The sequence below is a fragment of the Cellulosimicrobium sp. G4 BAM 1002 genome (genome assembly GCF_057126935.1).
In genome coordinates this window covers 1,710,641-1,725,167 of sequence record NZ_CP182109.1, presented here as the reverse complement: position 1 = coordinate 1,725,167, position 14,527 = coordinate 1,710,641, and the positions used below count along the sequence as shown (strand labels likewise).

General features: G+C 73.2%; 14 protein-coding genes. 2 read left to right on the top strand and 12 right to left on the bottom strand.

Annotated features, from left to right (window positions below; genetic code table 11):
- Positions 1–169: 169 nt before the first annotated feature.
- The 7 genes from ACMXGY_RS07745 to ACMXGY_RS07715 form a co-directional block, all read right to left on the bottom strand.
- Positions 170–595, bottom strand: a complete 426-nt coding sequence (locus ACMXGY_RS07745) for a hypothetical protein (protein ID WP_483776273.1) — start codon at positions 593–595, stop codon at positions 170–172.
- A 59-nt stretch (positions 596–654) separates the two neighbouring features.
- Complete coding sequence (locus tag ACMXGY_RS07740; RefSeq protein WP_483776272.1) at positions 655–1,152, bottom strand: TadE/TadG family type IV pilus assembly protein; 498 nt, start codon at positions 1,150–1,152, stop codon at positions 655–657.
- Positions 1,149–1,532 carry a TadE/TadG family type IV pilus assembly protein gene (locus tag ACMXGY_RS07735; protein WP_483776271.1) on the bottom strand — a complete coding sequence of 128 codons (384 nt, stop codon included), beginning with the start codon at positions 1,530–1,532 and terminating at the stop codon, positions 1,149–1,151. The genes ACMXGY_RS07740 and ACMXGY_RS07735 overlap by 4 nt, the downstream gene beginning before the upstream one ends.
- 14 nt (positions 1,533–1,546) lie before the next feature.
- A complete protein-coding gene (locus tag ACMXGY_RS07730; protein WP_483776270.1) occupies positions 1,547–1,753 on the bottom strand; it encodes a hypothetical protein in 207 nt (68 codons plus the stop codon).
- A gap of 72 nt (positions 1,754–1,825) precedes the next feature.
- Positions 1,826–2,767, bottom strand: coding sequence for a type II secretion system F family protein (locus ACMXGY_RS07725; protein WP_483776269.1), 942 nt, complete (start codon positions 2,765–2,767; stop codon positions 1,826–1,828).
- The gene (locus ACMXGY_RS07720) at positions 2,764–3,624 is read right to left on the bottom strand and encodes a type II secretion system F family protein (protein WP_483776268.1); all 861 of its coding nucleotides are present in this window, start codon (positions 3,622–3,624) and stop codon (positions 2,764–2,766) included. The genes ACMXGY_RS07725 and ACMXGY_RS07720 overlap by 4 nt, the downstream gene beginning before the upstream one ends.
- A gap of 1 nt (position 3,625) precedes the next feature.
- Positions 3,626–4,912, bottom strand: a complete 1,287-nt coding sequence (locus ACMXGY_RS07715) for a TadA family conjugal transfer-associated ATPase (protein WP_483776267.1) — start codon at positions 4,910–4,912, stop codon at positions 3,626–3,628.
- 188 nt (positions 4,913–5,100) lie between these two features.
- On the opposite strand from ACMXGY_RS07715, the gene ACMXGY_RS07710 reads away from it, so the two are divergent.
- Complete coding sequence (locus ACMXGY_RS07710; RefSeq protein ID WP_483776266.1) at positions 5,101–6,327, top strand: pyridoxal phosphate-dependent aminotransferase; 1,227 nt, start codon at positions 5,101–5,103, stop codon at positions 6,325–6,327.
- A 75-nt stretch (positions 6,328–6,402) separates the two neighbouring features.
- On the opposite strand, the gene ACMXGY_RS07705 is transcribed toward ACMXGY_RS07710, so the two are convergent.
- The 3 genes from ACMXGY_RS07705 to ACMXGY_RS07695 form a co-directional block, all read right to left on the bottom strand.
- Entirely contained in the window at positions 6,403–7,728 is a 1,326-nt protein-coding gene (locus ACMXGY_RS07705; protein WP_483776265.1) for an LCP family protein, read from the bottom strand.
- A gap of 164 nt (positions 7,729–7,892) precedes the next feature.
- Positions 7,893–10,130 (bottom strand): esterase-like activity of phytase family protein, encoded by a 2,238-nt coding sequence (locus tag ACMXGY_RS07700; protein WP_483776264.1) that lies wholly within the window; start codon positions 10,128–10,130, stop codon positions 7,893–7,895.
- 84 nt (positions 10,131–10,214) lie between these two features.
- Entirely contained in the window at positions 10,215–11,450 is a 1,236-nt protein-coding gene (locus ACMXGY_RS07695; protein WP_483776263.1) for a multidrug effflux MFS transporter, read from the bottom strand.
- Positions 11,451–11,570: 120 nt separating this feature from the next.
- Here ACMXGY_RS07695 and ACMXGY_RS07690 point away from each other — a divergent pair, with 120 nt between their 5' ends.
- Positions 11,571–12,338 carry an SOS response-associated peptidase gene (locus ACMXGY_RS07690; protein ID WP_483776262.1) on the top strand — a complete coding sequence of 256 codons (768 nt, stop codon included), beginning with the start codon at positions 11,571–11,573 and terminating at the stop codon, positions 12,336–12,338.
- 24 nt (positions 12,339–12,362) lie between these two features.
- Here ACMXGY_RS07690 and ACMXGY_RS07685 read toward each other — a convergent pair whose 3' ends face one another.
- Entirely contained in the window at positions 12,363–13,451 is a 1,089-nt protein-coding gene (locus ACMXGY_RS07685) for an adenylate/guanylate cyclase domain-containing protein (protein ID WP_483776261.1), read from the bottom strand.
- Between the two features lie 64 nt (positions 13,452–13,515).
- Positions 13,516–14,445, bottom strand: a complete 930-nt coding sequence (locus ACMXGY_RS07680; protein ID WP_483776260.1) for a biotin--[acetyl-CoA-carboxylase] ligase — start codon at positions 14,443–14,445, stop codon at positions 13,516–13,518.
- Positions 14,446–14,527 lie beyond the last annotated feature (82 nt).

Here is a 14,527-nt window from a genome sequence, read left to right as displayed (position 1 = left end):
GGAGTTGTTGTCGGACCGGATCACCATAGCGGCGAACCTGGGGTTTTCACAGGGTCACGACAGAAGTGGCCATCCAAAGTTAAGAAAGTGAACAAAGACGCGGGAGCACGCTCGTGCGTCGTTGCGGCCATTCCTCCCCGGATGCTCGTCGTCGAACAGCAACAGGTGCTCACCACGCTCTGGCACGTGACTCTGCACGCACGATGATGCCATCACTCCAGAGCTGGGTCACCCAGCTGATCATCGCGGGTCGTGCGCGCGCCGCGAGAGCGACGCCCGCCGTCCGCCCGTCGCTCGTCGACGCCTCCGTCACCGCGACGTCGTGCAGGCCGCTGAGCGCCTGGGGATTGCGCGCGAGATAGTCCTGGACGTCCGCCCTGATCGACGCGTCCGTCAGGGTGAGCACGGCGCCTTCGACGGGCGTGTCGGCGGCCCCGTCGTAGAACGTCTCGTGCGTCATGGAGTCGGCGGCGGTGAGTGCGAGCGCGTCCGCGAGCTCGTACAGGCGCTTGCGCTCGAGGTGCACCTCGGTCGCGCTCACGACGACCGTCACGAGGAGCAGGGCGAACGCCACGAACGCCGTCGTGAGCAGCATGATCTGTCCGCCGTCCCGCGCATGCTCGGATCCGCGGAGGCGTCGCAGCGCGCGGCCGGTCACGGTCGCCTCGCTGCGTACTCGTCGACGGACGCGACGTGCCTCGCCTCGACCGGGACGGACAGCGGCACGGCCGAGCGCACGAAGCCCGGCACGAGCGGCAGCGAGACGTCGAGGCGCACGTGCGCGGTGACCTCGCTGCCAGGTTCGAGGCACCGCGACGCCGAGCAGCTGATCGTCAGGGACTCCGCCGGCGCGGCGTCGTCGAAGCCCTGGTCCTCGAAGGCGAGAGCGACGGCCACGGCCGCGAGGCGCGCGCCGTCGGCACCGGAGGGAGCCGTGACGTACGCCCGGGCCGCCTCGCGCGACGCCCCTTCGACGGCGAACGTCGCCGCCTGGATGCGGCCCACCGTCAGCACGAGGTACATCACGGGAAGGAGGAGGACGAGTGCGACACCGAGGAACTCGACGATCGCGTTGCCACGCTGATCGGCTAAGCCCTCCCCCCGGAGCCGAGCGCACGCACGGCGCACCGTCCCACGGAACCGGCGGGTCATGGCGCCTCCTCGAGCGCTCGGCCCTCCACCGTCACCATCCCCGTCGGACCGAGGAGCCCGACGACCGGGAGCGGCGCGGAGACCGTCACCTCGACGACGGGCAGGCCGTCCACGACCGTCTGTCGCGCCACGACGTCCTGCGCGTAGCGGGCCGAGAGCGAGGCGATGACGAGCTCCCGGGTCCGGGCGACGCCGTCGGCCGGGCCGCGGTCGGCACGCCCGGCGACGCGCGCGCCTTCTGCCGCACAGTCGACGAGCGTGGCTCGCACGTGCACCGCGAGCGCGACCTGGAGGACGCCGAGGAACAGCACGAGGACCAGGATCGACACGAGCGTGAAGTCCACGACGGCCGACCCCCGTTCACGGTCCTCGACCAGCACGCGACACCCCACGGTCAGGGCGCGCCGACGCTCTTGATCGCGTTGCTGAACGCCTGCGTCAGAGCAGGGCCCGCGACCGCCCACAGCGCGATGACGAGCCCGGCGGTCATGAGGGTGATGAGCACCCAGCCGGGCACGTCCCCGCGCTCGGGCGCGCCCTGGACCAGCCGTCGCACCCCGCCCCGCAGCACCCGCCGCGTGCTCCCTGCCCAACGAACCATCCCCCGCATCGGTCTCCCTCTTCGTCGTGTCGTCTCTGGACGTGCTGGTGTCGTCTCATGTCGTCGAGCTGCTCAGAAACCGATCCGCAGGGTCGCGATCGACGGGAAGACCGCGAACACGACCGTCACCGGCAGGATGAGGAAGACCACCGGAACCATCATCGCGACCTCCTTCTTGCCGCCGGCCTCCATGAGTGCACGGCGCCCGGTCTCGCGGACGTCCTGCGCCTGGGCGCGCAGCACGTCGGCGAGGGGAGTACCGCGTTCGACGGCCACGGCGACCCCCTCGGCGAACCGCGTCAGGCTCGGCAGGCCGGTACGATCGGCAAGCTGCTCGAGCGACCTCGTGAGCGGCGTGCCCGCCCGTACCGACGCGAGCGTCGCCGCCAGCTCGCCGGACAGCTCGCCGTGCGCGGTCGACGCCACACGCTCGAGCGCGGCAACGGGCCCCTCGCCCGCACCCACCGCGAGCGCGAGCAGCTCCGCGACCGTCGGGAACTCCGCGAGCATCCGTTCCTCACGCCGACGCACCGCGCGCGAGAGCATCTGGTCGCAGGCCAGGACCCCGCCCACCCCACACAGCAGGGCGAGCAGGACGAGCGAGACGACGGACGACCCGCGGGTCGCCGCGAGGACGACGGCCAGGAAGGTGCCCGCCGCGAGGCCCAGGACGCCCCACACGAGCTGGCGCGCGCGGAACTGGTCCACCGTGCGGTTCCACCCGGCGCGGTCCAGACGCCGCCGGACGTCGGACCCCGTGGAGCCGAGCCGTTCGAGCGCGCGCCCGGCGTCGGCGAGCCACGGGGTGACGAGCCGTTCCAAGGTGGGGAACGGCGTCCTGACGGGCTGGTCGCGCAGCAGCACGGACGTCGAGTCCTGCGTGCGCAGATAGGGCGCCAGGCGCTCGTCGAGGCGGATGGCCCGGCCGCGTACGCCCGCCAGGACGAGCAGCACGCCGAGCCCGCCGAGCGCTCCGGCCCCGGCACCCAGCCAGGAGACGTCGATCCCCGTCATCGCAGCACCCGCTCCTCCTCGGGCAGCCGCCCGATCCGGATCATGAGGCGGTACGCGACGAGGGAGCACACGGCACCGCCGGCGAGCACGAGCGCACCCGTGACGGAGTTGTACGCCGCCGCCGTCTCAGGGCGCGTCGCAAGGAAGCCGAGGACGACCCATGGGCCTGCGACGGCGAGCCTGGCACCGTTGACGGTCCAGGACTGGCGTGCCTCGAGCTCGCCGCGCGTCCTGGCGTCGTCGCGCAGGAAGGTCGACAGCGTGCGCAGGAGTCGGCCGAGGTCGGTGCCGCCGACGTCCCGCGTGAGCCGCAACGCCTCGACGATGCGGTCCGCGACCGGGTCGGCGAGGCGCTCCTTGAGGGCGTCGAGGCTGTCCCCGAACCGCCCGGAGGCCCGGTAGTCCTGCGCGAACCTGGCGAACGGCTCTCGCAGCTCGACGGGGCCGCGGTCGCCGAGCTGCCCGACCGCCTCGGGCAGCGCGAGACCCGCCCGTACGCCGGACGCGAGGTGGTCGAGGATCTCGGGCCAGACGTCGCGCAGGAGCGCGCGACGTCGTCGGGCCCGGGACTGCACGAGGACGGACGGCGCGGACGCGGCGATGGCGGCGAAGCACGCGGCGATCGTCACCGACCCGGTGAGAACGGTCGCGACGAGCAGCACGACGTGACCCACCCCGATGCTGGTCACTACGAGCGCTCCGGGCGTCACCGCCGGAGCGCCGGCCTGGACGAGCAGATCCTGCGTGCGCGCCGACCACCCGTCGGTCTTGCGCTCCCGCCGCGGTCCGGGCTCCCAGAAGGACCACCAGACGCAGAAGAGCCCGGCCCCGAGGAGGAACCCCACGACGACGCCCATGTCAGCGCACCCCCGACCACGCGCCGTCGGGCAGCGGCAGCTGCTCGTGGGGCCGCTCCGGCCGCAGGATGGTGGCGAGGTCGATCCCTGCGCGGGCGAACCGGTCGGTGCCGGGCGGGAAGCCGTCGGCACGCAGGAGGCGGTCGCCTCGCCTCACGAACAGCTCCGACGCCTCGACGACGCCCTCCTCGACCCGGCCCGAGACCCCGAGGATCTCGCGCACCCCGCGGCGGCCTTCGACGTCGACCCCGAGGTGCACGACGAGGTCGACCGCCGACGCTACGGTGGGGACCACGAAGCGGTCCGACACGTTCTCGCCAGCGAGCAGCGGCAACGTGCACATCTTCGAGATCGCCTCACGCGCGGAGTTCGCGTGGATCGTGCACATGCCGGGAACCCCTGCGTTCAGAGCGATGAGCAGGTCGAAGCTCTCCGCCTCGCGTACCTCGCCGATGACGATGCGGTCCGGGCGCATGCGCAGCGCCTCCTTGACGAGGCGTCGCAACGGGATCTCTCCCGTCCCCTCGAGGCTCGGCTGCCGGCACTGCATCGAGACGATGTCCCGGACCGCGAACCGCAGCTCGAACACCTCCTCGCACGTGATGACACGCTGCGTCGCCGGGATGGACCCGGCGAGCGCGTTGAGCATCGTCGTCTTGCCCGCCTGCGTCGCGCCCGCGACGAGCACGTTGAGCCCGGCCCGGACGGCCGCGTCGAGGAAGAGCGCGGCCTGCGGCGTCAGCGACCCGAGCCGCACCAGGTCGTCGAGGTGCGCGGCCCGCACCACGTGCTTGCGGATGTTCACGGCCATCTCGGCCCGGGTGACGTCCGGGATGACGACGTGCAGCCGCTCGCCGCCGGGCAGGGAGGCGTCGACGAACGGGCTCGAGAGGTCGAGACGACGGCCGGACGAGCGCAGCATCTGCTCGACCAGGTCACGCACCTGCTGGGCGGTGAGCATGGTCGTCGTCAGCTCCGACCGTCCCCCGCGCGCGACGAACACCTGGGAGGGAGAGTTGATCCAGATCTCCTCGATCTCCGGGTCGTCGAGGTAGGGCTGGAGCGGCCCGAGCCCGGCGACGGCGTCGATCACGGCGCGTCCTGCGGCGTCCGGGTCGGCCAGCGGCGTGACCACGCCGATCGCGCTGCGCGTCTCGTAGTCCGCGACGACGTCGGCGACGAGCTGGTCGACCGCCGCCCGGTCGCGTGCGGGGTCCACGCCCCGGCGGCGCACGAGCTCGCGCACCTCGCTCTCGAGCACGCCGACGGCGTGTGCGTCCACAGACATGTCGAGCAATCCCCCTGCTCCATCGGCCGGCCGTCGTCGCCGGGACCGAAGTTCCGTGCCAGAGAGTAGGGCATCCGACGCCTCACGGGAACCGTCCCTGTGGACGACGGCGCGGAATCCTCGTCGCAGCGCCGAAACCCTTCCCGGACGTCCCACATCGTGGGCGCGCGCACGGCTAGGGTCGGGCCATGACCGACCTCCCGCCCGGCCGCTGGCAGGACGCGGCGCGCGCCACGGGCCTGCTCGCCCCGGACGGCACGGCGGAGGCGACGATCTTCGCGCAGATGACCGACCTCGCGCGCCGCACCGGCGCGATCAACCTCGGGCAGGGCTTCCCCGACGTCGACGGCCCCGCGACCGTGAAGCACGCCGCGATCCGTGCGATCGAGGACGGGCACAACCAGTACCCGCCGGGGCCGGGGATCCTCGAGCTGCGCAACGCCGTCGCGAGCCACCAGTACCGCCACTACGGGCTCGACCCCGACCCCGACACCGAGGTCCTGGTGACCACCGGCGCCACGGAGGCGCTCGCCGCGACGATCCTCGCGCTCGCGGGCCCGGGCGACGACGTCGTGACGCTCGAGCCGTTCTACGACTCGTACGCCGCGTGCATCGCGCTCGCGGGCGCGCACCACGTCACCGTCCCGCTCGTCCCCGGTCGCGAGCGGTTCCGGCTCGACGTCGACGCCCTGCGCGCCGCGGTCACCGACCGCACGCGGATGATCGTCGTGAACTCCCCGCACAACCCGACGGGGACGGTGCTCGACCTCGACGAGCTCGACGCGATCGCCGCCGTCGCGCGCCGCCACGACACCCTCGTCGTCACCGACGAGGTCTACGAGCACCTGACGTTCGACGACGTCCGGCACGTCCCGATCGCGACCCTCCCGGGCATGCGCGACCGCACGATCACGATCTCGTCGGCGGGCAAGACGTTCTCGTTCACCGGCTGGAAGATCGGCTGGCTGCACGGTCCCGAGCGCCTCGTCACCGCGGTGCGGACCGTGAAGCAGTTCCTCACCTACACGTCGGGCGCGCCGTTCCAGCCGGCGATCGCCGACGCCCTCTCCGACGACGAGACGCCGCGCGCGCTCGCCGACTCCCTGGCGTCACGACGCGACCTGCTGTGCGAGGGCCTCGTCCGGGCCGGGTTCGAGGTCGTCGTCCCCCAGGGCACGTACTTCGTCGTCGCCGACGGCGCTCCCCTGGGCTTCGACGACGGCACGACCCTGTGCCGTGAGCTGCCCGAGCGCGCGGGGGTCGTCGCCGTGCCCGTGAGCGCGTTCTGCACGCCCGGCTCGACGACGGCGCACGCCCTGGCCTCGCGCGTGCGCTTCACGTTCGTCAAGCGCGAGGACGTCCTGCACGAGGCGGTCCGTCGGCTCTCGCGTCTGGAGGCGTCCCGCACGCGCTGAGGCTGCCGCGGGGACGCCCCGGGCACGTCCAGGGGACGCGATGCGAGGCGACGGAGGTCGCCCGCCTCCGTCCGCTCAGGAGGGGCAGACGCCGGGGAGCAGCTCCTCGACCGGGGGTGCGACCGGCGTCTCGGGCGTCCCCGTCCCCGGGTCCGTCGTGCCCGGGTCGGCCGTGCCCGGGTCGCCCGCACCGGCACCGGGGTCCGTCGCCTCGCCGCCGGTGTCGGCGGGCGGTGCGGTCCCGTCCGCGGGCGCGGTCGCGTCGTCGCGCGGGTCGGCGGGGGCCTCCTGGCCGGGCGCCGGGGTGTCGTCGATCATGCGCTGCCAGATCTCGTCCGCGGCCGACGTCCACTCGACGCGGTTCGGGTCGCTCTCGGCCTGGACGACCGGGAGCTCTGTGAACGCGATCCGGGACGTGTCGATGCCGCGCAGGCTGAAGGCGAGGCCGGCGAGGGCCGTCGGGTCGGCGATCGTGGGGTCGGCGCTGATGGAGCTCAGCACGGCCTCGATGACGCCGTAGAGCTGGGGCGAGTTCGTGATGATGTTCTTGGAGAGGACCTCGCGGATCGCGGAGTCGATGAAGGCCTGCTGGCGGGCGATACGCGTGAGGTCGGAGCCGATGTCCAGGCCCATTCCCGTGCCGTGGCGAGCCCGCAGGTAGTTGATCGACGTACGGCCGTTGAGCGTCACCTCACCGGCCGGCAGGTCGAGCTCACCGTAGTTCGGGTTCTCCTTGACGGGCTCGGGGAAGCACATCCGGACGCCGCCGATCGCGTCGACCACGCCGATGACGCCGGTCATCTTCACGACGACGTGATTGGTGATCGTGACGCCCGTGAGGTCCTGGACGGCGGTGATCGTGCACGCGGCGGCGTAGGTGAGGTCGTCGACGCCACCGGACCCGGTCTCGAACGCCGAGTTGAACATCTGGCTGCGTCGGGGGGACGACATCGACCCGTCGGGCAGGTTGCACGCCGGCAGGTCGACGAGCGAGTCGCGGGGGATGGAGACGACCTCCATGCGCGTGCGGTCCCCGGACACGTGCACGATGAAGGTGGTGTCGGAGCGCATGCCGGGCTCGTCGCCGGCGATCGCGGCGTTCTCGGCGTCGCGGTAGTCCGTGCCCATCACGAGGATGTTGAGCGCCCTGCCTGCGAACGGGTCGGACGGATCCTTGGGCGGCTCTTGCGTCGGGCCGCCGACGACGAGCCCGGACACGTCGCTCACGGTGATCTTCGACTTGAGGTCGAGGTACACGGCACCCGCACCCACCGCGACGAAGGCGAGGGCTCCGGTCAGAACGAGCCCGACGGTCCGCGCGACGCGGTGCGAGCGCAGCGCACGTGCATGGTGAGGGCCGACCGCGGGACGGTCCGCGGACGGCTTGCGGGACGATGGCACCCGAGAAGAGTAGAGCCCTCGTGCGGAGCACCGCGCGCGACGACCGGGCGGGAACGTGAAGGCACCGCGAAGATCGCACCGCCGGAAGCCCGCGAACGGCATCGTGGGACGCGCGCGGGGCGCCGTCGGGCACGCTGCCCGACGGCGCCCCGTACCCGAGACGGTCAGCCCACCGCGGCGACTCCGAGGTCCGGCTGGTCGGTGAAGAAGCCGTCCATGCCGGCGTCGAGGAAGACGCGGATCTCGCCCGCGAGGTCGCCGTACGCGGCGGGGTCGGCGCTTGAGCGGAACTCGGCGGGGAGGAACTGGTTCTCCGCCCGGAAGGTCCACCCGTGCACCTCGAGGCCCGCGCGGTGCGCGTCGCGGACGACCGACGTCGGCTCGCCGAGCGTGCCGTCGGCCTCGCGCGGGATCATGACGTTCTTCTCCAGCCCGACCCCGTCCGCGTACCGCGCGATCTCGCGCAGGCCCGTGCGCGTGACGAGGTCGGCGTAGGTGCGCGGGTCGCCCGCGGCGACGAGGTCGTACGGAGCGCCGGAGCTGCTGACGAGCTGGGCGAGGTCGACCTTCGTCATCCGGTCGAGCTCGCGCAGGTTGCCGGTCTCGAAGGACTGGACGATGACGGGCGCCCTGCGGGAGTCGAGCCCGGCGGCCTGGAGCGCGGCGACGAGCGGCTCCTCGAGCGAGAGCCCGACCGAGTCGAAGTACGTCGGGTGCTTGGTCTCCGGGTAGACGCCGACCTGCTTCCCGTCGCACGTCACGGAGTGGCGCGCGAGGTCGAGCACCTCGGCGAGCGTGGGGATCGGGTAGAGGCCGTCGAACGCGGTGTTCTGCGGGCGCAGAGCCGGGATGCGCTCCTTCGCGCGCAGCGTGCGCAGCTCGGCGAGCGTGAAGTCCTCCGTGAACCAGCCGGTGACGGCCGTCCCGTCGATCGTCTTCGTCGTGCGGCGGTCGGCGAACTCCGGGTGGTTCGCGACGTCCGTCGTGCCACCGATCTCGTTCTCGTGACGGGCCACGAGCACGCCGTCCTTCGTCGAGACGACGTCCGGCTCGATGTAGTCGGCGCACTGCAGGATCGCCTGCTCGTACGCGGCGAGCGTGTGCTCGGGGCGGTAGCCGCTCGCACCGCGGTGCCCGACGACCGTAACGTCGTCGGTCGCGACGCGCTCGCGACGCAGGTCGACGAGCACCATCTCCGTGTCGTCCGGCGTCCCGGGCACGCGCGCGTCGTTGCCGGGGTAGTTGTTGTCGTTGCCGATGAGCAGGCGCCCGTCGCGGAGCTGGACGACGGTCTCGAACGACTGCACGGGCAGCGAGAACGGGTCGCCGGTCCCGTAGCCGTCGCCGGCCCCGATGCCGTACGGGTTCGCGATCTTCAGGGTGTCGAGCACGAGCTCCTTCTCGAGGTGGCCCGACCGGTCGCTCTCGCTGAGGTCGACGCGGTAGACGCGCTTCGTCACGGACTGCGGCCCGTCGAAGTCGTCCCGCTCGACGAGGAGCAGCTCGTCCTGGCCGACCATGAACGCGTCGCCGACGACGTTCGCGTCGGTGTCGACGCGGTAGGTCCAGGTGCGGTCGGTGTAGCGGCCCGAGCGGGTGTCGAGCTGACGCACGACGCGGTCGCGCGGGTCGTCGCCCACGAGCGCGCCCTCGAGGACGGGGTACAGGTAGCGGCCGTCACGGGACCCGGCGAGCGCCTCGAAACCGCGGCTCGACCCGACGAGCGGCGTCTCCCCCGGCGCGAGGTACGGGTTGGCGGGCGACTTGCCGTCGGGGAACGGCACGGGCGGTGCGAGGAGCGCACCGGTCGCGTCGACGTGCAGGAGGAACGGCCCGAACTCCTCCCCGATCCAGAAGGTGCCGTCCTTCGCCCGGACGAGCGACTCGATGTCGAAGTCGGCGCCGGTCAGCAGCCGCTCCGGCGTGTCCTCGTGGACGATCGGGAAGTCGACGTGGTGGTTGGGGTCGCGCAGCGAGAGGTGCTCGCCGACCTCGATCTCGCCGGGGCCGCCGTCCGCCGTCTGCCACTGCGGCGTCACGCGGTACAGCCGCAGGAGGAAGTCGGCGGAGTTGCCCTTGGCGCCGAACCCGTTGTCGGGCTGGGCCCAGAACGTCCCGTCGCCGTTGTCGACCATGGCCGAGAATCCGGGGATCACCTGCCCGGGGAACGGCCCCTGGCGACCGTTGGCGGGCGTCACGAGGGCGCCCGACGGCGGTCCCTCCTCGAGGTGGTCGGCCGACAGCGTCGCGCGGGCGACGAGCGTCGGGACGACGGCGGTGCTCCGCCGCTCGTCGGACGGGCGGTGGGCGGGTGCGGACGAGGCGACGGCTGCGGTGACCGGCAGCGTCAGTGCTGCGGCGACCAGGGCGGCGGTGGCCCGGCGTGCTCCTGTGAGTCTCATACGACCCATCGAAGTCCCGGACCGGGACGCTCGCATGCACACGGGAGGACCGTCAGGTGTCGGTCGCGTGAACGCCCGTCGACCTCAGACCGGCGTGTGCCAGCCCCCGCGGCGGAAGGCCGGGGTGGCGAGCGCGAGCACGAGGAGCGACGCGACGACGGCACCGAGCATGACGGTCGCCATCGCGACCGCGTCGCCGCCGAGCACGCCGACGAGCGGGCTGACCAGGCCGGCGACGCCCGACTGGAACGCCCCGATGACGGCGGCGGCCGTCCCCGCGATCTCGCCGTGCCGCGTGAGCGCGAGCGCTGACGCGTTCGCGGGGATCAGTCCCTGCATCGACAGCACGAGGAACAGTGCGGCGACGATGCCGACGATGCCGCCAGCGCCGGTCACGGCGACGACCAGGAGGCCGACGGCGAACACGCACTGCACGACGAGCGCGACCCGGAGCAGGCGTACCGGCGCCACACGGCGCACGAGGGAGGCGTTCGCCTGCGCGGACAGCACGAGGCCGATGCCGTTGATCGCGAAGAGCAGCGCGAACTGGCTGTGGCTGAGCCCGTAGCCCTCCTGGAGCACGAACGGCGACCCGACGACGTAGCTCATGAGCACCGCCTGCCCGAGGCCGGGCAGGACCGCGAGGGCGACGAAGTGCTTGTCTCGCAGAAGGCTCGCGTAGCCCCGCAGGACGACTCGGGCTCCGGCGGGCCGGCGGCGCTCGACCGGCAGCGACTCCGGCATCCAGAGAAGGACGACGGCGCCGAGCGCGATGCCGGCGATCGCGAGCACCCAGAACACGGCGTGCCACGAGGCGTGCGCGCCGATGAACGACCCGAGCGACGGGGCGAGGAGCGGCGCGAGGCCGATGACGAGCATGAGCCGCGAGAGGACGCGTGCGGCGTCGGAGCCGGTGAAGCGGTCGCGGATGGCGGCGATCGCGACGACGGACGCGGACGCGTTGAAGAAGCCCTGGAGCACGCGCAGGCCGATGAGGATCCCGATGTTGGGTGCCATCGCGCACAGGATGGAGGTCACGACGTGCAGCGACAGGCCGACGAGGACCGGTAGGCGGCGCCCGTACCGGTCCGAGAGCGGGCCGATGACGAGCTGCCCGACGGCCCCGCCGATGAGCATGGCCGAGAGCGTGAGCTGCGCCAACGAGTCCGGGGCGCCGAGGTCCGCGCCGACCTCGGGGAGCAGCGGGAGGTACATGTCGACGGTGAGCGCAGGCAGCGTCGCGAGCGCCCCGAGGAGCAGCACCCAGCGCGCGGAGGTCCTCGGTCGGGGCATGACGGGGTCGACCGAGGAGGAGGGCATGGCTCCCATCGTATCGATTCGATCCGTGTGGTCGCCGCCGCGGAGGACGTGAGCCGCCTCTCCTTCGGCGAGGTAAGGACCACCGCGCCCGGTGTGGGTGGCGTGCGGCAGGCTGGTCCCATGTGCGGACGCTATGCCTCCTTCCGGGACGCCCAGGACCTCGCGGACGAGTTCGCCGTCGCAGATGTGGCGGACGACGCTCGCCTCCTGCCGCCGTCGTGGAACCTCGCGCCCACCGACCCGGTGCGCATCGTCGTCGAGCGCGCCGCGAAGGAGACGGGTGCGATCAGCCGCTCGCTGCGCGTCGCGCGGTGGGGGCTCGTGCCGTCATGGTCGAAGGACCCCAAGGGCGGTGCTCGCATGATCAACGCGCGCGCCGAGTCGGTCCTGGACAAGCCCGCGTTCGCCAAGCCGTTCGGCGTGCGCCGATGCCTCGTCCCGGCGGACGGCTACTACGAGTGGCGCGTGCTGCCCGACGGCGAGTCCCCGGTCGGCGCCGGGAGCGCGCCCGCGCGGAAGGGCAAGGTCGCCAAGCAGCCGTACTGGATCGCGCCCGGCGACGGCCGCAGCGCGGCGTTCGCCGGGCTCTACGAGTTCTGGCGCGACCGCACGAAGGCGGACGACGACCCCGACCGCTGGCTCGTGTCGACGACGATCCTCACCACCGACGCCGCGCCCTACCTCGCGGAGATCCACGACCGCATGCCGCTCGTCCTGCCGCCCGACGCGTGGGACGCGTGGCTCGACCCGGCGGTCGACGCGCGCGGCGCCGCGGACCTGCTCGGGCTCGGCGGCCCGCGCGACGACGTGCCGATGGTCGCGCGCAGGGTCTCGCCCCTGGTCAGCTCCGTGACGAACGACGGCCCCGGCCTGCTCGAGGCGGTCTGACCGCCCCGGCGCTCCGGGTGCTCGTCAGCCCCGGTACGCCCACTGCAGGCGCACGGGCTCGATCGTGCCGAGGCCCTGCACCTCCGTCTCGGGCTGCGCGGTGAGCGCGAACCGCGGGTCCCGCGCGAGCATGCCCGCCGTGTCGCGGTCGACGAGGACGGTCGTCGGGTCGGCGATGTCGACGAGGCGCGCCGCGAGGTTGACGCTGGGCCCGAACACGTCGCCGAACCGCGAGAGCACGCGACCCCACACGAGGCTCACGCGCACGGGCGGGACGTCGACGTCCTCCTCCCGTCCCCCGGCCGCGGCCAGGCCGAGCGCGACGCGCGCGCCGGTCGCGACGTCGTCGGCCACGTACAGCACCGCGTCGCCGATCGTCTTGACGACCCGGCCGCCCGCGGCGGTGATGACGTCGCGCGCGCTCGTCTCGAAGAGCTGCACGAACTCCGCGAGCTCGCTCGACCCGAGGCCGCGCGTGCGCTGCGTGAACGACACGATGTCCGCGAACCCGACGGCGCGCGGGAGCGGCAGCTCGTGCTCGTCGACCGCGGTGGTCCGCGCGGTGGAGAACTCGACCGCGAACCGCCCCGCGACCGCCGCGAGCTGACGTCGCCACGCGTGCAGGAGCTGCTCCTCGAGCACCGGAGCGAGCTCCGGCAGCCGGTCGAGGACGAGCAGCCGCGCGCTGGTGTCGTCGAGGTCGAAACGCCGCGTGAGATGTTCGACGAGCGCCTCGACCTGCCAGAGCACGAGCCGCTCGGTCGTGTGCCCCGTCGACCGGATGAGCGTCGTCAGCGCCCGCTCGTCGAGCCGTTCCGCCTCCGAGAACGCGAACACGTCCGCGAGCGCCTGCGCGTCCCTCTCGGTGAACGCGTGCTCCTCGCCCTCGGTGAGCGGCAGCCCGAGGGCCTGCCAGTAGGCGCGGACACGGTCCTCGTCGACGCCGGCGCGCTCCGCGAGCCGCTCGATGGTGAGGGTGCGAGGACCGCCGAGCAGGGCCTCGTCGAGCGCCGCCTCGGTCGGGACCGGTCCGTCGGTCGCCACGTCCTCCGCGGTGTCCTCGTCCGGCTGCGGCGCCTCGACGAGCTCGTTCTCCTCAGGGTCCACTGGCACGCGGCGATCCTAGTCCTCGGCCGCGGCGGGAGGTCGGCCTCGTCAGCACCGGCGCCGGGAGCGCTCAGTCCGTCGGGCGCAGGTGGTGCACGTCGCCGCTGCGGTGCACGCGGGTCGTACCGTCGTCGTGGCGGACGACGAGTCCGCCGTCGGGGGCGAGCCCGACTGCGAGCCCGACGGCGTCCGTTCCGTCCACGAGCTCGACGCGCACGCGGGTGCCGAGCGTGGCGCTGATCTCGGCGCAGTCGGCGTCGAGCCCGGAGGCGCCCGCGTCGCCGCCCGCGTCCTGCCAGCGCGCGAGGACCTCGCCGAAGGCCTCGTGGAGCGCCACGAGGAGCACCTCCCGGTCGGTCGTGGCGGCGCCCGCGAGCGCGAGCGACGTCGCGGTGGGCACGGGCAGCTCGTCGCGGGACTGGGAGACGTTCAGCCCCACGCCGACGACGACGCCGCCGTCGGGCAGGACCTCCGCGAGGATCCCGGCGACCTTGCGCAGCGGCGGCGCACCTCCGGGATCGGTGCCGTCTCCGCTCGCGAGCGCAGTGCCTCCGGAGACCGCAGGTGCGTCGGGGTCGGGGACGAGGACGTCGTTGGGCCACTTGACGACGGCGTCCACCCCGGCCGTCGCGCGCAGGGCGCGTGCGGTGGCGAGCCCGGCGAGCAGCGGCAGCCAGCTCAGCGCCTCGCGGGGGACGTCGGGTCGCAGCAGGAGCGACCCGAGCAGCGCAGCCCGCGGGGGCGTTCCCCACGACCGCCCGAGCCGCCCCTTCCCCGCAGGCTGGTGCTCGGCGACGAGCAGCGAGGGCGCGGGCCACGCCTGAGGATCAGCGGCGACGGCGCGCGCGAGCTCCGCGTTCGTCGACCCGGACTCGGCGACGACCTCGAGCCGCGCGAGCGGCCCGGCGGGCGCCACGAGCAGCTCCCGCAGGAACTCCGCCCGCAGCGCGGGACGCTCCTCGCCGTCGACCCGGGTCTCGTCGCTGCTCTGGCTCGTCATGCCCGCCATCCTTCCGCACGCACCCCGCCCACCCCACCCGGACCCGACCGACACCACGTACCGGACCGAGAGCCGCCTGACA